This is a genomic window from Azospirillum sp. Sh1 (genome assembly GCF_008365135.1).
GTDB classification, from domain to species: Bacteria; Pseudomonadota; Alphaproteobacteria; order Azospirillales; family Azospirillaceae; genus Azospirillum; species Azospirillum oryzae.
The window spans coordinates 231,772-255,800 of the sequence record NZ_VTTK01000006.1; the positions used below are offsets into that span (position 1 = coordinate 231,772).

Below are 24,029 nucleotides of genomic sequence, written 5' to 3' on the forward strand. Positions count from 1 at the left end.
AACCAGGAAACGAGGCATGCCACGTCTGGTGGAAGATAGTGCGATTGTGGATACCGGATTGTCATGCCTGACCTTCATGCTGCGCCTCATGGGCCATCCCGCCGATCCGGAGCAGCTCCGTCATGACCAAGCTGCCCGCGGTCGGGCGATGGAGACGCTTGACATCCTGCGCGCGGCGAAGAGATTCGGCCTGAAGGCGCGATCCGTCGCCACCCGCTGGGAACGGTTGGCCTCTACCCCGCTGCCGGCGATCGCCAGGCGGCGCGACGGCCGTTACTTCATCATCGCCAAGATCGACGGTGACCGCGCGCTGATCCAGGACCCCCTGGAATCGAAGCCGCTAGCGCTCCCACGCGCAATGGTCGAACCGGCATGGTCGGGCGAATTGGTGCTGATGGCGCGCCGCGCCAGCCTGGATCTGGCTCAGGTGCGCTTCGGCATCGGCTGGTTCGTGCCGGCCCTGCTGAAATACCGGCACCTGTTCTCGGAGATCCTGCTCGCCTCCTTCATGTTGCAGGTGTTCGGGCTGATCAGTCCGCTGTTCTTCCAGGTCGTCGTCGACAAGGTACTGGCCCACCGTAGCCTGACCACGCTGGACATCCTGACCATCGGGCTGGTGGTGGTGTCGCTGTTCGAGACGGTGCTGGGCGGGTTGCGCAGCTATCTGTTCTCGCACACCACCAGCCGGGTCGACGTGACGCTGGGCGCGCGGCTGTTCGACCATCTGCTGGCGCTGCCGCTGCCCTATTTCCAGGCGCGCCGGGTCGGCGACAACGTGGCGCGGGTGCGCGAACTGGACCGCATCCGCGATTTCCTGACCGGATCGGCGCTGACGCTGGTCATCGATCTGGTCTTCACCATCGTCTTCCTGGCGGTGATGTGGTGGTACAGCCCGGCGCTGACCGGCATCGTCCTGGCCTCGCTGCCGGTCTATGCCGCGATCAGCCTGGCCGTGACCCCGGTCCTGCGCCGGCGGCTGGAGGCGAAATTCGCCCTGGGCGCGGAGAACCAGTCCTTCCTGGTCGAAAGCATCTCCGGCATCGAGACGCTGAAGGCGATGGCGGTGGAACCGGAGATGCGCCGCCATTGGGAGGAGAAGCTGGCCGCCTATGTCGGCGCCGCCTTCCGCGCGTCCAGCCTGGGGGTGGTTGCCGGCCAGGGCGTCCAGCTGGTGGCCAAGCTGACCATGGCGGCCCTGCTCTATGTCGGCGCGCAGGAGGTGATCGACGGCGCGCTGACCGTCGGGGCGCTGGTGGCGGTGAACATGCTGGCGGGCCGGGTGTCGTCGCCGGTGCTGCGGCTGGCCCAGCTGTGGAACGACTTCCAGCAGGCGCGCGTCTCCGTCGAACGGCTGGCCGACATCCTCAACACCATTCCCGAACCGGCGGCGAAGCCCGGCCGGCTGCCGCTGCCGGCCATCCGCGGCCGCATCCGCCTGGACCGGGTCGGCTTCCGCTACCGTCCCGATGCCTCCCCCACGCTCCAGGGCATCGACCTGACGGTGGAGGCGGGCGAGACCGTCGGCATCGTCGGCTCGTCGGGATCGGGGAAGAGCACGCTGACCAAGCTCGTGCAGCGGCTCTATGTCCCGGAATCGGGCCGGGTGCTGATCGACGATGTGGATCTGTCGCTGGTGGATGTCGCCTGGCTGCGGCGGCAGATCGGGGTGGTCCTGCAGGAGAATGTGCTGTTCAACCGCTCGATCCGCGACAACATCGCGCTGGCCGATCCCGGCATGCCGATGGAGCGGATCGTCGAGGCGGCGCGGCTGGCCGGGGCGGACCGCTTCATCCTGGGCCTGCCGGAAGGCTACGACACGGTGATCGGCGAGCGCGGCGCCAGCCTGTCGGGCGGACAGCGACAGCGCATCGCCATCGCCCGCGCGCTCGCCACCGATCCCCGCATCCTGATCTTCGACGAGGCGACCAGCGCACTCGACGTCGAGAGCGAGGCGGCGATCCAGGCCAACATGCGCCGCATCTGCGCCAACCGCACCGTGCTGATCGTCGCCCACCGCCTGTCCACCGTGCGCGGCTGCGACCGCATCGTCGCGGTGGAGGAGGGGCGGATCGCCGAGGAGGGCACCCATGACGAGCTGATCCGGCTCGGCGGGCGCTATGCGGCGCTGTGGCGGATGCAGGCGGGCGGACAGGCGGAGGTCGGCCATGGCATCGCTTGAAACCGCAACCGAGCCGGCGCCGGCTCCCGCTCCCGCAGCGCCTCCGCCGCCATCCGCACCGCCTTCCACACTGGCGCGGCCCCGACCGCGCCGCGGGCATGAGCTGGAATTCCTGCCGGCGGCGCTGGAGGCGATGGACACGCCGCCTTCGCCGTTCGCCAGGGCGGTGTCGCTGCTGATCGTCGCCTTTGCTCTCATCGCCATCGCCTGGGCCTGGATCGGCCACATCGACATCACCGCGGTCACCCGCGGGCGCATCATCCCCAGCGACCGCAACAAGCTGGTGCAGACGCTGGAGCCGGGCATCGTCCGCGCCATCCGCGTCACCGAAGGGCAGCAGGTGGAGCAGGGGGCGGTCCTGCTGGAACTCGACCCTACGGACAGTGCCGCCGACGCCGGCCGTGCCGAATGGGAACTGGCGGTAGCGGAGACCGAGGCCACCCGCCTGCGCGCGGCGCTGGCCGGCCGGCGCGGCTTCGACCCGCCGTCGGGTGCCGACGCCGCCCTGGTGACGCTCCAGCGATCGATCCTCGCCAACCAGCTGACGGCCCGCGATGCCGCGCTCGACGCCATCGGCAGCCAGGAGCGCCAGCGCCGGGCGGAGATCGCCGCGCTGGCCGCGGAGAAGGCGCGGCTGGGCGCCACCCTGCCGCTGATCCGTGAGCAGGTGCAGGCCAAGCGGAACCTGTCCCAGCGCGGCTACAGCCCGCGCTTCGACCTGCTGGAGCTGGAGAAGGAGCTTGCCGAGGTCGAATATGGCGCGGTCGCCGCGAAGAACCGCGAGGCCGAGGCCGAGGCGGCCCTGAAGGGTCTGGCGGACGAACGGCGGCGGGTGACGGCGGAGTTCGACGGCAAGGCGATGGCCGACCTCGCCGATGCCGAAAAGCGCGCCGCCGCCTTGCGCCAGGAACTGACCAAGGCGGCGCGGCGGCGGGAGCGCCAGCTTCTGACCGCGCCGGTCGGCGGCGTGGTCCAGCAGCTCGCCGTCCACACGGTCGGTGGGGTGGTCACGGCGGCGGAGCCGCTGATGGTGATCGTGCCCGCCAGCCGCACCCTGATCGTCGAGGTGCAGGTGGAAAACAAGGACATCGGCTTTCTCCATCCCGGCATGCCGGCGGAGATCAAGGTCGATGCCTTTCCCTTCACCCGCTACGGGCTGCTGCCGGGCACGGTCCTGTCGGTTTCGCACGACGTGATCCTGCCGCCGGACGGAGCGGCGGCGCGCACCGGGGCGGCCGAACCTGTCGCGGCAGCCGACCGCGACGGCCCGAAATTCTCGGCGCGCATCGCGCTGGAGCGCACCGCCATCCGTGGCGAGACCGGCGAGGTCATCGCGCTCGCCGCCGGCATGGCGGTGACGGCGGAGGTGAAGACCGGCCGCCGCCGCATCCTCGATTACCTCCTCTCCCCGGTGCTCGCCCACGTCCACGAGGCGATGCGCGAGCGCTGAATCCCGAACCTTTCCTGTCCCGCCCCCACAGCCGCAAGGCCCGGAACAACCGGGCCGACTGATCTGGAGAACAAGCCGATGACCAGCACAGTGACCACCGACGGCGACGATCTGCTGAACGGCGACTGGCGCGCCGACACGCTGAGCGGCGGGGCCGGCAACGACACGCTGTTCGGCAGCGACGGCAATGATTGGCTGGACGGTGGTGACGGCGACGACCGGCTGGATGGCGGGACGGGCAACAACAGCCTGTTCGGTGGCGCCGGGAACGACACGCTGCTGGGCGGCAGCAACAACGACACGCTGGACGGCGGTGCCGGCAACGACGTGATCTCCGCCGGGACGGGCAACGACCTGATCGCGGGCGGCGACGGAGCCGACAGCATCGACGGCGGGGAGAACGACGACACCATCGACGGCGGCAGCGGCAACGACACCGTCCTCGGCGGCGGCGGCCGGGACGTGGTGAAGGCCGGTGACGGCGACGATCTGGTGACTGACGGCAACAATGTTTGGAGCGACGACCGCTTCGATGGCGGGGCCGGCAACGACACGCTGGATGGCGGCTTCGGCAGCGACACGCTGATCGGCGGGACCGGCAACGACCGGCTGACGGTGGGCAACGACTACAGCGGCGACATTCTGGACGGTGGCGAGGGCGACGACACGCTGATCGGCGGCATGGGGGCGGACCGTCTGGCCGACGGCACCGGGGCCGATCTGGTCCAGGCCGGCGGCGGCGACGACCTGCTGGAACATGTGCTGCCGGGTCAGGCCGGGGCCGATCAAACGGGAGTCGACACGCTCGACGGCGGGGCGGGCTATGACCGGCTGCGGGTGGCGCTGACCGCCGGGCAGGTGACGGCCGCCGTCGCCGCCGATCTCGTCGCGCTGGCCGATTTCATCCGCAGCCATGGCGACGACGGGCTGATCTTCAGCGGTCAGGCGATCCGCGTGGCCGCCAGCAACTGGAATGCGCTGGAGGTGACGGTGGATGGCCGGGCGGTGGCGGTCGGCGATCTGGCCGGCATGGCCGTCGCGCTACCCAACCGGGCGCCGGTGGTGGGCGACCAGTCCCTGACCGGAACCGAGGACACGCCGCTCGCCGGGTCGGTGGGGGCGACCGATCCCGATGGCGATCCGCTGTCCTACGGCGTCGGCGCGGGGCCGGCCCATGGCCGCCTCGTCCTGGGGGACGATGGCCACTTCCTCTACACGCCCGATGCCGATTATGCCGGTGGCGACAGCTTCCGCATCGACGTGTCGGACGGGCGCGGCGGGGTCTCGTCCCAGACCGTCACGCTGGCGCTGGCCGCCGTCAACGATGCGCCCGGTGCGGCGGCGCTCGACGGCGTTTCGGTCGCCGACCATGCGGCGGCGGGCACCGTCGTCGGCACCGCCCATGCCCAGGATCCCGATGGCGATGCACTGGCCTACAGCCTGACCGACGATGCTGGCGGGCGTTTCGTCATCGATGCGGCGACCGGTGTCCTGTCGGTGGCTGCCGGTGCCGATCTCGATTACCTGCGCGCGCCGGCCCATGCCGTGACCGTCCGTGTCACCGATGCCGCCGGGCTGAGCACCGACAGGGTCTTCCACATCGGCATCACCGCCGCCCGGAACGATGGCGCCGCCGATGTCGAGGGGAGGTCGCCGGCCGACGAGCAGGCGCAGGAGGCCGGCGAGGCGCAGAGCGGCGGCAGCGATAGCGGCGCCAACGACGCGGTGACCGGCGACTGGCAGGCGGAGACGCTGGACGGCGGGGCCGGCAACGACACGCTTGGCAGTGGCGGTGGCGGCGGCACGCTGCTGGGCGGTGCCGGCGACGATGTGCTGACCGGCGACTGGGGCGAGGACAGCCTGCTTGGCGGGTCCGGTGCCGACACGCTCCGCGGCGGATCGCAGGGCGACCGGCTGTTCGGCGGCTCCGGCAACGACCTGCTGGAAGGCGGCAGCGAGGACGACACGCTGGATGGCGGGACCGGCAACGACAGCCTGTTCGGCGGCAGCGGCGCCGACCTGCTCCAGGGCGGCATGGGCGACGATCTGCTGGATGGCGGCACCGACGCCAACACGCTCTATGGCGGCAGCGGCAACGACACCCTGCTGGGCGGCGACGTCGGCGACCTGCTGGACGGCGGCAGCGGCAACGATGTCATCAACGGCGGCACCGGGGCTGATAGCATCCGCGGCGGGGCCGGCGACGACCGGATCGACGGCGGCGAGAATGACGACACCATCGACGGTGGCAGCGGCAATGACACCATCCTCGGCGGCGGCGGCCGCGATGTGGTGACTGCCAGCGACGGCGACGATCTGGTGACGGACGGCGAGGGGGTGTGGAGCGACGACCGCTTCGACGGCGGCGCCGGCAACGACACGCTCGACGGCGGTCTGGGCAGCGACACGCTGTTCGGCGGCACCGGCAATGACCGGCTGACGGTGGGCGGCGACTATAACGGCGACTATCTGGACGGCGGCGACGGCGACGACATGCTGGTCGGCGGGCTGGGCGCTGACACCCTGCTGGGTGGTGCCGGCAACGACGTGCTGAAGGGGGGCGGTGGGAACAACGTCCTGATCGGCGGCGACGGCACCGACATCGCCGACTATTCGGCGGAGAGCGACGCGATCTCCATCGACCTGCAGACCGGCGAGGTACGCCACGGCGGCTGGATGGCCGACCATGTCTCCGGCATCGAGACTATCCGGGCCGGTGGCGGCGCCGACACGCTGGCTGGCGACGGCAACAACAACAGCCTGGCCGGCGGGGCCGGGGATGACAGCCTGTCGGGCGGCGCGGGCGACGACCTGCTGGACGGCGGCAGCGGCGCAGACCGGCTCGACGGCGGCGAGGGCATCGACACCGCGACCTATGCGGCGTCCGGCGCGGGGGTGACGGTCGATCTGGCGGCCGGCACCGGATCCGGCGGCGATGCCGAGAGCGATGTGCTGTCCGGGATCGAGAACCTGACCGGCTCCGCCCATGACGACCGGCTGGGCGGCGATGCCGGCGCGAACCTCCTCGACGGCGGTGCGGGCGATGATTTGCTGGTTGGGGCCGGTGGCGCGGATACGCTCGTCGGCGGCGACGGAACCGATACCGCTGACTATTCGGCGTCGGGTGCCGGCGTCGCGGTCGATCTGGCGGCTGGGGCCGGCCTCGGCGGCGATGCCGAGGGCGACGGGCTGTCCGGGGTCGAGAACCTCACCGGTTCGGTCCATGACGACCGCCTCACCGGAGACGGCGGCGCGAACGTCCTGGATGGCGGTGCTGGGGACGACACGCTGGCGGGTGGCGGCGGTGCGGATACGCTGACCGGCGGTGCCGGCAGCGACACCGCCGACTATTCGGCGTCTGCCGGCGGCGTGTCCATCGCTCTGGCAGCAGGAACGGCGGCCGGCGGCGATGCCGAAGGGGACCTGCTCACGAATATCGAGAACCTGACCGGCTCGGCTCACGACGACCTGCTGGTGGGGGATGCGAACGCCAACCTGCTGGACGGCCGCGGCGGCAACGACACGCTGATCGGGCTCGGTGGGGCCGACACTTTGATCGGTGGCGACGGCATCGACCTCGCCGACTATTCAGTGTCGGCCGATGGGGTGTCCGTCGATCTGTCCAGTGGTGTCGGGACCGGTGGCGACGCCGAAGGCGACCGGCTGAGCGGTGTCGAGAACCTGACCGGAAGCGCCTTCGGCGACCGACTGACCGGCGATGCCGGCGCCAATGTCCTGGACGGCTCGGGCGGTGACGACATTCTGGCGGGACTGGACGGGGCCGACACGCTGGTTGGTGGCAACGGGATCGACCTTGCCGATTATTCCGCTTCAGCCGCAGGCGTGGCGGTGGACCTGTCGAGCGGTGCCGGGCTGGGCGGCGATGCCGAGGGCGACGTGCTGTCCGGGATCGAGAACCTCACCGGTTCGGCCCATGACGACACGCTGACTGGCGACGGCGGGGCGAACCTGCTCAACGGTGGGGCGGGCGACGATCTGCTGGCCGGCGGGGCCGGTGCCGATACCCTGATCGGCGGCGATGGAACGGACACCGCCGACTACGCCGCGTCGGCCGGTGGTGTCACCGTCGATCTGGCAAAGGGGACCGGGCTGGGCGGCGACGCCGAAGGCGACCTGCTGTCCGGGATCGAGAACGTCAGCGGCTCTGCCCACGACGATCGCCTGTCGGGCGACAGTGGGGCGAACCGGCTGGATGGCGGTGCCGGGGACGACTGGTTGTCCGGCGGGATCGGCGCCGACACTCTCATCGGCGGCGATGGCACCGACAGCGCCGATTATGCGGCCTCGGCCGGCGGCGTCGACGTGAATCTGAGCAGTGGCACCGGTGCTGGCGGCGATGCTGAGGGCGATGTGTTGTCCAGCATCGAGAATTTGTCCGGCTCTGACCATGACGACCGGTTGACCGGCGATGCGAACGCCAACCGGCTCGACGGGCGCGGCGGCAACGACACGCTGGCCGGGCTGGGCGGGGCGGATACGCTGATCGGCGGCGATAGCATCGACACCGCGGAGTATCTGGCATCATCCGCCGCGGTGACCGTCAACCTGGCGAGCGGCACCGGTTCGGGCGGCGATGCCCAGGGCGACCGGCTGAGCGGCATCGAGAACCTGACCGGTTCCGCTTTCGGCGACCGGCTGACCGGCGACGGCGGCGCCAATGTCCTGGACGGGGCGGGTGGCAACGACACGCTGGTGGGCGGCGCGGGTGCCGACACCTTGATCGGCGGGGCCGGCAGCGACACCGCCGACTATTCGGCGTCCGGTGCGGCGGTGACCGTCGATCTGGCGGTCGGCACCGGGCTCGGCGGCACGGCGGAGGGGGATGTGCTGATCGGGGTCGAGAACCTGATCGGCTCCTCCCGCGCCGACCTGCTGACCGGCGATGCGCAGGACAACACCCTGCGTGGCGGCGCCGGAGCCGATACGCTGATCGGTGGCGACGGATCGGACACCGCCGACTATACCGGCTCCACCGCCGGGGTGACGGTCAGCCTTGCCGATGGGACGGTGGCCGGCGGCGATGCCGCGGGCGATGTGCTGTCGGGGATCGAGAACCTGACCGGTTCCGCCTCCGATGATCGTCTGACCGGCGATGAGGGGGCCAACCGACTGCGCGGCGGCGGCGGCAACGACACGCTGATCGGCGGGACCGGGGCCGACAGCCTGAGCGGCGGGGCAGGGATCGACACCGCCGATTACTCGGCGTCCGACGCGGCGGTGTCGGTCGACCTCGCCACCGGCATCGGCCGCGGCGGCCATGCGGAGGGCGACCGGCTCGACGGGGTGGAGAACCTGATCGGCACCGGGTTTGCCGACAGCCTGATCGGCGACGGCGCCGCCAACTATCTGGACGGCCGTGGCGGGGCCGACAGCCTGTCCGGCGGGGCAGGCGACGACACACTGCGGGTGCTGGACGATGGTTTCGCCGGCCTGGACGGCGGTAGCGGCTTCGACGCCCTGCGCTTTGAGGGCGAGCGGCTGGTCGTGACCGGTGCCGATGCTGGCGGGGTGCACGGTATCGAGACGATCGACCTGACCCATCCGGGCCGCCAGACCCTTATCCTGAACGAACAGGGCATCCTCGCCGACACAGGCGGTTCGCCGCTCTACGTCACCGGCGACCGCAACGATCTGGTGACCTTCAAGGAATCCGGCTGGCGTCGCGGCGGCAGTGAGACCGTCGGCTCGGTGCTGTACAACCTGTACAGCCGCGGGACGACCACGGTCTACGTCCAGGACGGCGTGCGGATGTTCGGCGACCTCGTGGTCACCGGCACCAGCGGGGACGATGTCCTCACCGCGCCGTCGGGTGCCGGCCATGTGGTGGTGTTCGGCGAGGGCGGCAACGACACGGTGCGGTTCGGCTCCGGCTTCCGGCACGAGATCGCGCATCTGGTGCGGATCGACGACGACCTGCACATCCTGTTCGACGCCCAGGGCGGCCCGGCCGGGGAGGACGGCTATGCCCGCGACCGCATCACCATCATGGGCCATTTCGCCGCCAATGGTGGTGCCGGGGCGGGGGATGGCAGCGTCCGCCAGATCCAGTTCGCCGACGGCGTGGTCTGGCCGGTGTGGGGCGGCGACCTGCTGCTGGGCAGCACCGGCGACGACACCGTCGCCATCGAACCCGGCTTCGCCAGCCACAGCCTGCATGCCGATGCCGGGGTGAACGTCATCCGGTTCGGCGCCGACGTGACCGCCGACGATCTCCGCCTGTCACGCAAGGGCGACGATCTGGAGATCCGCATCGCCGGCACCGACCGTTCGTTGCTGCTCTTCAACCATTTCTCGGCCGAGGCGCTGGCCGGCGCCGGCAATGGCGGGGTCGAGGCGATCGAACTGGCCGACGGCACCCGCTGGCGCGTGCGCGGCAACGACATCCGCATCGGCAGCAGCGGCGACGACCGCATGGTGTTCGGGCTGGACGGCGGGCAGACGATCCTCTACGGCAGCGCCGGTGCCGACAGTATCACCTTCGCGCTGAACGTCGATCCCGACCGCACGCGGCTGACCCGCGAGGGCGACGACCTGCGCCTCTCCTATGAGGGCACCGGCGCCTCCTGGCTGATCAGGCGGCATTTCGACGGCAATCCGGACGGTTACCGGACCATCCGTTTCGGCGACGGCACCGAATGGGCCATCGACAACACTCGCCTGATCGCCGGCACCGCCGCCGATGAGCGCGTGGAGGTGGGCGCCGGCCTGGGCGAGCGTGTGCTGGCGACCGGTGGCGGCCGCGACGGGCTGGTCCTGGCGGCCGGCATCGTCCCGTCGCAGGTGGCGCTGCGCCGGGAAGGCGACAATCTGGTCATCCAGATCGGCAACGCCGACGACCGGGTGGTGGTGCTCAATCATTTCAACGACACCGGCGCCGGCAACGGCGTGCTGCGCAGCCTGACCTTCGCCGACGGGATGGTGTGGCCGCTGGATGCCGGGGCCGGATTCCGTATCGGCGGCGACACCGGCGACGTGTTCGCCTTCAAGCCGGGCGATGGCGCCGTCACCCTGTTCGCCGGCAAGGGCGTCGACACGCTGAATCTCGGCTCGGCCATCGGCGCCGACAAGCTGGAGTTCGCCCGCGTTGGCGACGACCTGATCATTTCGGTGAAGGGGTCCGCCGACAAGGTGACGGCGCTGAACCATTTCGCCACCGGCTGGGGCGCGTCGCTGCTGGAGAATGTTTATGCCGGTGGACGCTTCTGGAACCTGTCCGATCCGGCACTGCTGATCGGCGGGGCCGGCGACGACAGCTACACCCTGACGGTCGGCGGCGGCGCCAAGTCGATCCTGCCCAGCAGCGGCAACGACCAGATCGTCATCGGTCCCGGCATCGACAAGGCGAGCGTCACCCTGCAGCGGGTGGGCGACGATCTGGTGATCGGCCTGCGCACGCTGCCCGACAAGCTGACTGTGCTGAACCACTTCTCCGGCGGGGCGAGCGGCGGCGTGCACACGCTGCGCTTCATCGACGGCGATACGTGGAACATCTGGGGCGCCAGCATCCTGGTTGGCACCAGCGCCACCGACACTTTCACCGCCGAACCGGGCATCGGCCATGTCTCGCTGTTTCCCGGCGGCGGCAGCGACCGGCTGCGGCTGGGCACCGGCTTCGACACCCTGGACACGCTGGTGCGTCGGGTCGGCGACGACCTTGAGATCGTCCTGCGCGACGGCAGCGATTCGGTCAAGGTGCTGAACCATTTCCTCGGCAACGAGGCGCGCGACATCGCCTTCGCCGACGGCAAGATCTGGACGGTCGGCGGTCCCAATGCCCGGATCGGCACCGACGGCGCCGACCGCTTCGTCCTGTCGCCCGGCATGGGCACCGTCGTGGTCTATGGCGGCGGCGGCCAGGGCGGCGACCGCATCGAGGTCGCCGCCGGCATCGATCCCTCGACGGTGCGGCTGACCCGGATCGGCAATGATCTGCGCGTCACCGCCGGCACCGACAGCATGACCATCGTCAACCAGTTCGCCACCGGCGGGGTGGTGACGATCCCGCAGATCGTCTTCCCCAACGGCGTCATCTGGCCGATCGCCGGCACCAACGTCTTCATCAGCGGCGCCGGGGCGGAGACGATTCCGGCCGGTGCGGCGTACATCTATCCGGGCGCGTCCGGCCAGCATCTGTCCATCGACGCCGACCCGGGCAAGACCCGCATCGTGCGCGTCGGCAACGACCTGCACCTGACCATCGTCGGCCAACCGAACGAGATGATCGTCGTCAACCATTTCGCCATGAACGGCATCGACGATCTGGTCTTCAACAACGGCACCACCTGGAACATCCAGGGCGGCAAGGTGCTGATCGGCGGCACCGGCCATGACGAGTTCGTGATCCAGCGCGGCATGGGCGACGTGATCGTCTATCCCGACAGCATCGGCGACGACACCCTGCGCTTCGTCGACACGGTGGACGGGTCCAAGATCCGCGTGGCGCGCGTCGGCGACAATCTGCGCATCACCATCGACGGCACCACGGATGCGCTGACCATCGTCAACCATTTCGCCGGCACGCCGATGGAGTCGCTGAAGCGTCCCGACGGCTCGGTCCTGCCGCTGACCGGCGACGGCCTGCTGATCGGCGGCCAGGGCGGAACCACCTTCCTGATCGGCGAAACCAGCGGGTCGAAGACCATCTATGCCGAGGGCGGCGACCGCGTGGTCTTCGGTGACATCGACAGCACGGAGGTGCGGATGATCCGCACCGGCTCCGACCTGCAGGTCTTCATCGACCGCACGCAGCAGGTGGTGACCGTTCTCAACTATTTCGGCGGTGTCGGCCAGTTGGAGTTCGCCGACGGGCGGACCTTCGACCTGTCGTCCCCCTACACCCTGATCGGCGGCGGGGGCGGCGACCGCTTCACCATCGGCAAGACCGGCCCGGCCAGTCAGATCATCCATGCCGGCGGCGGCGGCAGCCAGATCGTCTTCGGGCCGGACGTCTCGCCCGGCGACGTCACCCTGCGGCAGGACGGCACCGATCTGGTCGTCGCCTTCATCGGCAGCGGGCGTGTCGTGCGGGTGGTCAACCATTTCACCGCACCCACCGACGGCCTGTCGCGCGGGCTGGACGTCATCATCTTCAGCGGCGGCCTCACGCTGGATGTCTTCGGCGACAACGTGATGTTCGGCCAACAGGGGACGGACGACTTCACCGTGCTGCCCGGCCAGGGCCGGCAATACATCTTCGCCGGCGGCGGCGCCGACCGGCTGAGCTTCGGCCCCGGCATCGACCCGGCGCTGGTGCGGATGGAGCGGGATGGCGTCAACCTGCATATCTTCACCGACGACGGCAGCGTCGATCTGGTGGCGGTCAACCATTTCGGCCCCACGGGGCTAGCGGGCAGCGGCTCCGGCCTCGCCACCATCTCCTATGCCGACGGGCAGAGCTGGTCGGTCGCCGGAAATGGTATCCTGATCGGCAGCCGCGGCAACAACAGCTACAGCGTGGCGACCAACAGCGGCCCGGTGACGATCCACCCGGCCGGCGACGACAACCGGCTGGCCTTCACCGCCGGCATTCCACCGGCCAACCTGCGGCTGGTGCGCGAACATGACGACCTGCGCATCCTGTCGGCCGACGGCACGGTCAACGTGCTGGTGGTCAATCATTTCCAGAATCAGCTCGATCAGGTCACCTTCTCGTCCGGGGCGCCGTGGAACCTGGGGGCGGGCAACGTCTTCATCGGCGGCGACGGGCCGTCGGTCTTCCGCTTCGACAGCATCGCCACCGACCTGATGGTGTTCCCCGGCAGCGGCGACATCGTGGGGATGCCCAGCGGCCTCGACTGGAAGGACGTGGTGCTGTCGCGCTCCGGCGGCGATCTGATCGTGCAGGTCCGTGCCACCGGGCGGCAGATCCGCATCGTCAACCACTTCTCCGCCAGCGACGGCACCAGCGGTCTGGCCGGGCTGACTTTCGCCGACGGCACGACGATGCCGCTGGGCGAGCTGGCGGTGCTGGGCGGCGGCAGCGGCGATCTGCTGACCGGAACGGCGACCGACGACGTGATGCTGGGCCAGGACGGCGACGACCGGCTGAGCGGCGGGGCCGGCAACGACACGCTGATCGGCGGGACCGGCAACGACACGCTGGACGGCGGCACCGGCAACGACGTCTACGTCTATCGGATCGGCGATGGGCGCGATTATATCATCGACAGCGCCGGCTTCGACCGGATCGAGTTCGGTCCCGGCATCGGCCGCGGCGACCTCTATTTCGCGCGCTTCGGCAACGACCTCTACATCCGCTTCCGCGGACGGCCGACCGATGAGATCGTGGTGACCGGCCGCTTCAACATGGCGGGCGACGGGACCAGCTTCGTGGAGCGGCTGGCCTTCGCCGACGGCAGCAGCCTCGACCTGACCCGCACCGACATCGCGCTGGAGACGGTGGCGACCGCGGCGGCGGAGTATCTGCAGGGCTACAATGTCGGGGACCGGATCGAGGGGACGGCCGGGAACGACACGATCCTCGGCTATGCCGGCAACGACACGCTGATCGGCGGCACCGGATCGGATTCGATCGACGGCGGGACGGGCGACGACCTGATCGACGGGCGTGACGATCCCGGCACCGACGGCGCGAGCGACGTGATCCAGGGCCGCGACGGCAACGACACCGTCCTGGGTGGCGGCGGCTCCGATGTGATCCTCGGCGGTACCGGCGACGACAGCCTGTCGGGCGGTGGCGGCAACGACAGCATCGATGGCGAAGACGGCGCCGACAGCATCGACGGCGATGCCGGGGCCGATACCATCTATGGCCGGGCCGGCAACGACACGCTGGCCGGTGGCGCCGGCAACGACACGCTCTACAGCGGCGTGGGCGATGACCTGATCCGCTACGGCGGCGGCAACGACACCATCACCAATGAGGGCGGTTACGATGTCCTGGAGATGGGGCCGGACATCGCACGCGCCGATGTTTATTTTGCGCGCTTCGGCAACGACCTCTACATCCGCTTCCGCAATTCGGCGGAACAGATCGTCCTGACCGGCCGCTTCAGCGGGGCGGGCGACGGGGCCAGCTTCGTGCAGAAACTGCGCTTCGCCGACGGTACGGAATACGCCGTCACGGCAAAGGATCTGGCGCTGGAATCGATGGCGACCGACGCCAGCGAGAAGCTGGAAGGCTACAATGTCGGCGACATCATCCGCGGGCAGGGCGGCAACGACACCATCTACGGCTATGCCGGCAACGACAGCCTGGACGGCGGGAGCGGCAACGACTTCCTCTATGCCGATATCGGCGACGACAGCCTGGAGGGGGGCGACGGCGCTGACGCGCTGTATGGCGATGCCGGCGCCGACACGCTGTCCGGCAGCACCGGCAATGACAGCCTCTATGGCGATGTGGGGGCCGATGTCCTGTCGGGCGGCGACGGCAACGACTTCCTGTCGGGGGCGGCCGACAACGACATCCTCCATGGCGACGGCGGCGCCGATACGCTGGACGGCGGGGCCGGCGACGACCTGCTGGAGGGCGGCGACGGCGACGACCGCCTGCTGGCCGGCGACGGCGACGACACGCTGGTGGGCGGCGGCGGCACCGACACCCTGTCCACCGGGGCCGGCAACGACATCATCCGCTTCGACGGCGGGCGCGAGTCCATCACCAACGAGGCCGGCGCCGATACCCTGGTGATCGGCGGCGGGCTGACCAGGGCCGACCTGTATTACGCCCGCTTCGGCAACGACCTCTATCTGCGCTTCCGCAACCGCGGCGACGAGGTGGTGCTGACCAGCCGCTTCAACGGCGCCGGCGACGGGACGAGCTATGTCCAGACCGTGCTGTTCGCCAACGGCGAGCGGGCCGACCTGACCGATCCGGCCCTCGTGCTGGAGACGGTGGCGACGGATCTCAACGATTCCCTGGAGGGATACAACGTCAACGACACCATCAGCGGACTGGGGGGCAGCGACACCATCCGTGGCTATGGCGGCGACGACCTGCTGGACGGCGGATCGGGCAACGATGTTCTGTTCGGCGGAGCCGGTGCGGACCGGCTGATCGGCGGCATCGGCGCCGACAGCCTGGAAGGCGGCGACGGCAACGACACGCTGGAAGGTGGTGACGACGCTGACCAGCTTGTCGGCGGTGCGGGCGACGACCTGATCCTTGGCGGCGTCGGCAATGATGCCCTGGATGGCGGCACCGGCAACGACAGCCTGTCCGGCGATGTCGGCGACGACAGCCTGAAAGGAGGCGACGGCTCTGACAGCCTGCTGGGTGGCGCCGGCAACGACTATCTCCAGGGCGGCGACGGCGCCGACACGCTGGAGGGCGGGTCGGGCACCAACACCATCCTGACCGGGTTGGGCGACGACGTGATCCGCTACGACGGCGGGCGCGACACCATCACCAACGAGGGCGGCAGCGACGTTCTGGAGATCCGCACCGCCTTGCGGCGCGAGGACCTCTATTTCGCCCGCTTCGGCAACGATTTGTATCTGCGCTTCCGCGGCGCGGCCGACGAGATCGTGCTGAAGAATCGCTTCAACGGCGCCGGCGACGGGGCGAGCTATGTCCAGACGCTGCTGTTCGCCGATGGGCAGCGGGTGGACCTGTCCGACCCGACGCTGAAGCTGGAAACGCTGGCGACCGCGGCCTCGGAGACGCTGGAAGGCTACAATGTCGGCGATCTGATCCAAGGCGTCGACGGCAATGACACCATTTATGGCTATGCTGGCAACGACACGCTGGATGGCGGTGCCGGCAACGACCAGCTTTATGGCGGGATCGGCAACGATACGCTGGTCGGAGGAACCGGGGACGACCGGTTGAGCGGCGATGATGGCGATGACATGCTGCAAGGCGGCGCCGGCAACGACAGCCTGACCGGCGGCGCCGGGGACGACACCCTGATCGGCGGGCTGGGCGCCGACCAGTCTTATGGCGGCGCCGGCAACGACCTGATCGACAATCGGGACGACAGCAGCACCGGTGCGTCGCTGAACGTCGCCTATGGCGAGGCGGGGAACGACACCATCCTGGGCGGCGACGCGGGCGAGACCTTCTCCGGCGGCGACGGCGACGACCGGCTGGAAGGCAACGCCGGCAACGATTGGCTGGAGGGCAACACCGGGAACGACAGCCTGTTGGGCGGCGCCGGTGACGATTATCTCCAGGGCGGCGACGGCGCCGACACGCTGGAAGGCGGGTCGGGCATCAACACCATCCTGACCGGGTTGGGCGACGACGTGATCCGCTACGACGGCGGGCGCGACACCATCACCAACGAGGGCGGCAGCGACGTTCTGGAGATCCGCACCGCCTTGCGGCGCGAGGACCTCTATTTCGCCCGCTTCGGCAACGATTTGTATCTGCGCTTCCGCGGCGCGGCCGACGAGATCGTGCTGAAGAATCGCTTCAACGGCGCCGGCGACGGGGCGAGCTATGTCCAGACGCTGCTGTTCGCCGATGGGCAGCGGGTGGACCTGTCCGACCCGACGCTGAAGCTGGAAACGCTGGCGACCGCGGCCTCGGAAAAGCTGGAGGGCTACAATGTCGGCGACCTGATCCAGGGCGTCGACGGCAACGACACCATTTACGGCTATGCCGGCAACGACACGCTGGATGGCGGTGCCGGCAACGACCAGCTCTTTGGCGGGACCGGCAACGACCTGCTGACCGGCGGTGACGGGGACGACACGATCTATGGCGATGCCGGCGACGACACGCTGATCGGCGCCGCCGGCAACAACACTCTCTTTGGGGGAGCGGGCAGCAATGTCATCCGTTTCGATGGCGGACAGGATGCCGTCTACAACACCGGCGGCAGTGACGTCATCGAATTGGATGAGTCCTTCGATAAGGCTACGCTCTATTTCTCCCGCTTCGGCAACGATCTCTATGTGCGCTTCACCGGCCGGACGGACCAGATCGTCGTCAAGGATCGTTTCAACGGTGCCGGCAACGGTGCGGCCTATGCGCAGATGCTGCTGTTCGCCGATGGATCACGGGAGGATTTAACCCGGCAGAATCTGGCGATCCAGACGATCGGCGGCACCGGAAGTGAGAAGCTGGAAGGCTACAATGTCGGCGACACCATCGACGGGCAGGCCGGCAACGACACGATCTACGGCTATGACGGCGCCGACACGCTGAACGGCGGAACCGGCTATGATAGCGTGCTTGGCGGCGATGGCGACGATTTGCTCGACGGCCGCGTCGGCAATGGCGACACGTTGTCCGGCGACGCCGGCAACGACACGATCTACGGCAGCGCTGGGCACGACAGCCTGCTCGGTGGCGCCGGTCAGGATATCGTCGATGCCGGCCCCGGCAACGACATCGTCTACGGCGGTGACGGCGGCGACTGGTTGACCGGCGGCAGCGGGGAAGACCGCCTGTGGGGCGACACCGCCTCCACGACCGGGAACGAGGCTGCGGTTGTCCGTATCCGCGCCGGTGGCATCTATTACGGCAATTGGGCGCGGATACAGGTGTTCCTGGACAACAACTTGATCGGCGACGTCCGCGTCACGACGCCCTACATCATCATCGGCGGACAGCACCCCCTGCAGCTTCAGGACTATGTGTTTACGGCGCGCGACATCTCTGCCGCCAGCACACTGCGGGTCCAGATCGTCCATGAGTTCATGTCGGGAGCCATGAACCAACCTGGCGTCGTCATCGCCGGAATCGAGGTTAACGGCCTGCCGGTGATGAGCAACCAGATCCAGTTGACGGATAACGGCGTCACCTATCAGGCGAGCTGGAACGTAAGCACAGCCCTGCCGGCTGCACCGGTCGGCGGCACCGAACCGGGGGGCGACGACACCATCGACGGAGGAGCCGGAAACAACGCGCTGAGCGGCGGCATCGGCAACGACAGCCTGTCCGGCGGCGACGGGCACGACACCATCCTCGGTGGCGCCGGCAACGATACCATCCTCGGTGGGAACGGCTCCGACGAAATGCATGGCGGCGCCGGCAACGATCTGATCGACAACCGTGACGATCCGAACGCCGCCGGGATCAACGACAAATCCTATGGCGGCAGCGGCACCGACACCATCTACGGCGGTGACGGCATCGACGTCGCCTATGGCGGAGTTGGCGACGACCTGATCGACGGCGGCGGCGGCACCGATTACCTCTATGGCGAGGACGGGGCGGATTCACTCCTTGGCGGCGCCGGGGCCGACTATCTCTACGGTCAGGCCGGCAACGACACTCTGGACGGCGGTGCCGGCAACGACACCATCGACGGTGGCGCCGGCGACGACCTGATCCGCTTCACCTCCGGTGACGGCGTGGACAGCATTGCTGGCGGCGGCGGCAACGACACGCTCGAACTGGGGGCCGGGCTGACGCTGGAGCAGATGTATCTTTCCCGCATCGGCACCGACCTGCACCTGATCTTCCGCGACACCGGCGACCGCATCGTCCTGGCCGGCCGCTTCAGCGGCGACGGCGACGGTGCGAACTTCGTACAGACCGTGAAGTTCGCGGATGGACGCACCATCGACCTGTCGGCCCAGACCATCGTGATGGAGACCCATGGGCAGGCGACGGCGGAGACCCTGTACGGCTACAAGGACGACGACAGCATCGATGGCGGCGGCGGCAACGACACCCTCTATGGCTATGCCGGCGACGACCTGCTGACCGGAGGGGACGGCAACGACACGCTGTATGGCGGGACCGGCAATGACACGCTGTCGGGCGGTGCCGGCGCCGATTACTTCGAAGGCGGCGACGGCGCCGACAGCCTGTCCGGCGGCGCCGACAACGACACGCTGTATGGTGGGGCCGGCAACGACACGCTGTCGGGCGGTGCCGGCGCCAACGCCATCGATGGCGGCGCCGGCGACGATAGCATCCTCTACGAAGGCGGCGTCGACACAGTGGTCGGCGGCGGCGGCAACGACGAGCTGGTCTTCGGCGGGGACTACACCCAGGCGGGCCTGCGGCTGGAACGCTTCGGCAAGGATCTGCACCTGGTCTTCGACGACCTGGCCAAGCGGATCGTCGTCGCCAACCGCTTCAGCGCGGTCGGCAACGGCGAGGGGGCGAATTACGTGCAGACCCTGCGCTTCGCCGACGGCGCCACGATGGATCTGTCACGCACCGATCTGGTGATCGCCACCCGCGACAGCGACGTCGGGCATGAGCTGGCGGGATACAACGTCGGCGATGTGATCCGCGGCAACGGTGGCACCGACGCCATCTATGGCTATGGCGGCAACGACACGCTCTATGGCGGCGCCGGCTCCGACGAGATGCATGGCGGCGACGACAATGACCTGATCGACAGCCGGGACGAGACGGCCAGCGGCGACGTCGCCTATGGCGAGGCCGGCAACGACACGCTCTATGGCGGTACCGCCAACGATGCGCTCTATGGCGGCGACGGCGAAGACCTGATCCTGGGCGGCGCCGGCAACGACAGCATCGAGGGCAATGCCGGCAGGGACAGCCTTAGCGGCGGGGCGGGCGTCGACAGCCTGCGCGGCGGGGCGGACGACGATACCCTTCATGGCGATGACGGCAACGATTACCTGTTCGGCGAGGCCGGCGACGACAGCTTGGCCGGCGGGGCCGGGGCCGACACGCTGTATGGCGGTATCGGCGCGGATATGCTGGCCGGCGGCGACGATGCCGATACGCTGGATGGCGAGGACGGCAACGACACGCTGGCCGGCGGGGCCGGCGCCAACTGGATCGTGACCGGGGCGGGCGACGACCTCGTGCTCTACCAGGGCGGTGCCGACACGGTGGTCGGCGGCGGCGGCAACGACAGGCTGTCCTTCGACGACGGCTTCAGCCGCGACGCCCTGCGGTTCGAACGCTACGGCAACGACCTGCATGTCCGCTTCGACGGCAAGCCCGACCGGATCGTCGTCGCCAACCGCTTCAGCGGAGCCGGCAACGGCGCCAACTACCTGCAGACGCTGCTGTTCGCCGACGGACGAACCGTCGACCTGACCGATCCGGGCCTCGTCATCGACACCCGGGACGATGCGATTGCCCGCACGCTGGAAGGCTATGCCGCGTCGGACACCATCCGCGGCGGCGGCGGCGGCGACGCCATCTACGGCTATGGCGGCGACGACAGCCTGTATGGCGGGGCAGGATGGGATCTGGTCCACGGCGGGGCCGGCAACGACCTGATCGACAGCAGCGACGACGACGCCAGCCACGACAGCCTCTATGGCGAGGACGGCGACGACACCGTGCGCGGCGGCGGCGGCGATGACGCCCTTTATGGCGATGCCGGGAACGACCGGATCGAGGGGCTGGCCGGGGCCGACTATATGGAGGGCGGCACCGGCGACGACACGATGCAGGGCGGTGCCGGCAACGACACCCAGTTCGGCGGCGACGGGGCCGACAGCCTCGATGGCGGGGCGGACAACGACTATCTGAAGGGGGATGCCGGTGCCGACGAGCTTTTGGGGGGCCTGGGTCACGATACGCTCTTTGGCGGGGCCGACGACGACCGCCTGTCCGGCGGCGACGGCAATGACATCCTCTATGGCGATGCCGGCAACGACACCCTGATGGGCGGCGCCGGCGACGATGCCATCGACACCGGCGCCGGGAACGACCTGGTCGTCTATGACGGCGGCCGGGACACCGTCCTGGGCGGCGGCGGCAACGACACGCTGCTGTTCGGCGAAGGCTTCGCCGCCGACCAGCTCTATTTCGCGCGCTTCGACAACAATCTGGTGTTGCGCTTCCACGACCGGCCGGAACAGGTGGTCATCTCCAACCGCTTCAGCGGCGGGGGAGACGGCGCCAACTATCTGCAGACCGTCCGCTTCCACGACGGAACGGAGGTGCTGCTGTCCGATCCCGCGCTGCGGCTGGAAACGGTCGGCGGCGACGGTGACGAGGCTCTGGCCGGCTATGTCAACGGCGACCGGATCGACGGGCAGGGCGGCAAAGATGTGCTGGCCGGCTACGGCGGAAACGATACGCTGGTGGGCGGCACCGGCGGCGACGAGTTGCATGGCGGCGACGGAGACGACCTGCTGGACAGCCGGGACGATCTTGCCGGCTCCGGCGATAATGACGTCGCGTATGGCGAGGCCGGCAATGACACCTTGCTGGGCGGCGGCGGCAACGACAGCCTGTCGGGCGGCGACGGCGATGACGAATTGGACGGTGGTGTCGGCGAAGACGTGCTGGCCGGTGGTGCGGGCAGCGACATCTATCGGTTCGGTCGTGGTGGCGGCAGTGACCGCATTGTCGAGAACGACGGCGACATCGGGACCGACCGGCTGATTCTTGGGGCGGGCATCGATCCGAATCAGCTTTGGTTCAGCAAGACCGGCAGCGACCTGGAGGTGAAGGTAGTCGGCACGGCGGACAAGGTGACGATCGCCGGCTGGTACATGGGCACCGGTCACCACGTCGACAGCATCGAGACGGCCGATGGGACCGTGCTGCTTGATTCCATGGTGGCCGGGTTGGTGCAGGCCATGGCAGGGTTTGCCCCGCCAGCAGCCGGGACGATGATCATTGACCCCGATCTTTATCCGTCCGTCGAGCAAGCCATTACAGCCGCATGGCGGTGACGGGGCGATTGACCAGAACACAAGGATTGAGTATGCCCCATGAACCGATCCATTGCCGGCCGGCACAGAGCTTGGCGCATTTCATACGATGACGGGCATGGACAATCCACATACCAACCAAGCGCAGCGTCTGGTCGAACAGGCGACGCGGGCCATGTCGCGGCACGCGGCGGGCGACCTGCATGGCGCCGAGATGGATTACCGTGAGGTTATCGATCAGGTTCAGCACATTGGTCTCTATGCCGGGTTTGGCGCGCTGTTGCTTCAGACCCGGCGGCTGGACGAGGCGGCTGGATGGCTGCGGCGAGCCCTTGTGCTCGCCCCGTCCAGAGATGCGGTCATCGAGAATCTCGGTGTGCTTCTGCACGAGCGCGGGCAGAGCGGAACGGCGGAGATGTGGCTTCGGCGGCGCTTGGCGCTGTCGTCGAACGCGCCCGATGCACTGGCCAATCTCGGCATCGTCTTGACTGCAACCGGTTGTTCGGCGGAGGCGATTGGCTGCCTGCGCATGGCCTGCCAGCAACAGCCGGACAATCCCAACCATCGGTTCAATCTTGCCGTGGCGATGGATAAAGCCGACGACAGGTTGGCAGCGATTGAGGTTTATCGGCAGGCGTTGTGCCTGGAACCGGGGCACGTTAAAGCGCTGGAGAACGCCGCTTTGTCTGCGACCTTGATGAATCGGAGCGGAGACGCTCTGGATCTGTACAGGCATTTGGTGGATGTAATGCCACAACATGCGGTCGCCCGATTCTGGCGGGGCAATCTGCGTCTGCTCGCCGGCGATTGGGCAAGGGGATGGGAGGATTACGAGGCGCGGATCCACGTTCCGGGCTTGGCCCCACCGGTCAAATGGGCCAACCAGGTCAGGCGGTGGGATGGTCGGCCCATGCCGGACGGAGTGCTGCTCCTGACCGGCGAGCAAGGCATCGGCGATGTCCTGATGTTCTGCCGTTTCCTGCCTTTGGCCGCAGCGCGGGTAAAGCGGGTTGTGTTGCAGGTCCATGGCCCCTTGGTGTCCTTGCTGCAAGGGCAGTTTGCCAACGTGACGGTGCAGCCCTTCGGGGAATTCACCCATACCGATGCTGCGTTGCCGCTTCTGTCCCTGGCGGGAGTGCTGGGGATGACACCCCAGATCTTGCCCCGTCAGCCCTATCTTTCCGCACCGCCAGATTGGGTCCGACGCTGGCGTGCCGAGGCGCCCAGTGGAGAAGATCGATCGTTCGGTCTGGTGTGGGCGGGAAATCCTGACTATCTTTATGATCGATTGCGTTCACCTCGTCTGGAGCCGGTTCGCCGCCTGCTTGACACGCCGGGATGGCGACCGGTGCTTTTGCAGGTTGGGGAGGGCCGGAGGGATCTTGACACTGTGACCTTACCACCTCATGTCCGCGATCTTGGCGAACAGGTGGCGGATTTTGCGGATACGGCAGCAATCATCGCGTCGCTGGATTTGGTGATCACCTCCGATACCGCCGTTGCGCATTTGGCTGGCGCGCTGGGGAAGGAGACCTGGGTGATTGGATGGTTGCAGGCGGATTGGCGATGGATGCCAAGCCTGGACGGCCGGTTGCTCTGGTATCCCACCACCCGGCTGTTCCGACAGAGCGCCCCCCGACAATGGACGGATGTTGTGGATGATATTCAGCATGCATTGATGTCGTAAGCCTCGTCTGATCTTGCCCCGGTTTGGTGGTTCTTGCGCAGTTTGCGTGGATCACGCCGCCAGGATCAGCTCGACCTCGTGCAGGCTCAAGCTGTGAACTGAACCGCTCCGGGTTTCCTGGAGGCCCCATCATCTGAGAGAGTGGGGTCATCATGACGAAACCTGCATCACCCAAA

4 protein-coding genes are annotated in these 24,029 nt (G+C 68.6%); all 4 read left to right on the top strand.

All coding sequences use genetic code 11. The annotated features are described in order from the left end of the window. Positions 1–58: 58 nt before the first annotated feature. The 4 genes from FZ029_RS09100 (at position 59) to FZ029_RS09115 (ending at position 23,853) form a co-directional block, all read left to right on the top strand. Positions 59–2,179, top strand: a complete 2,121-nt coding sequence (locus tag FZ029_RS09100) for a type I secretion system permease/ATPase (RefSeq protein ID WP_282184133.1) — start codon at positions 59–61, stop codon at positions 2,177–2,179. After that, entirely contained in the window at positions 2,166–3,629 is a 1,464-nt protein-coding gene (locus FZ029_RS09105; protein WP_149268966.1) for an HlyD family type I secretion periplasmic adaptor subunit, read from the top strand. Before FZ029_RS09100 ends, FZ029_RS09105 begins: the two co-directional genes overlap by 14 nt. Before the next feature lie 78 nt (positions 3,630–3,707). Then, positions 3,708–22,187: a calcium-binding protein gene (locus FZ029_RS09110; RefSeq protein WP_149268967.1), complete on the top strand. Its 18,480-nt coding sequence runs from the start codon at positions 3,708–3,710 to the stop codon at positions 22,185–22,187. A 97-nt stretch (positions 22,188–22,284) separates the two neighbouring features. Further along, complete coding sequence (locus FZ029_RS09115) at positions 22,285–23,853, top strand: hypothetical protein (RefSeq protein WP_149268968.1); 1,569 nt, start codon at positions 22,285–22,287, stop codon at positions 23,851–23,853. The last annotated feature ends 176 nt before the right edge of the window (positions 23,854–24,029 follow it).

Excerpts from the sequence above, each read along its gene's own strand:
- FZ029_RS09115 (WP_149268968.1), top strand. The coding sequence starts at position 22,285 with ATGGACAATCCACATACCAACCAAGCGCAGCGTCTGGTCGAACAGGCG.
- FZ029_RS09105 (WP_149268966.1), top strand. The coding sequence starts at position 2,166 with ATGGCATCGCTTGAAACCGCAACCGAGCCGGCGCCGGCTCCCGCTCCC.
- FZ029_RS09110 (WP_149268967.1), top strand. The coding sequence starts at position 3,708 with ATGACCAGCACAGTGACCACCGACGGCGACGATCTGCTGAACGGCGAC.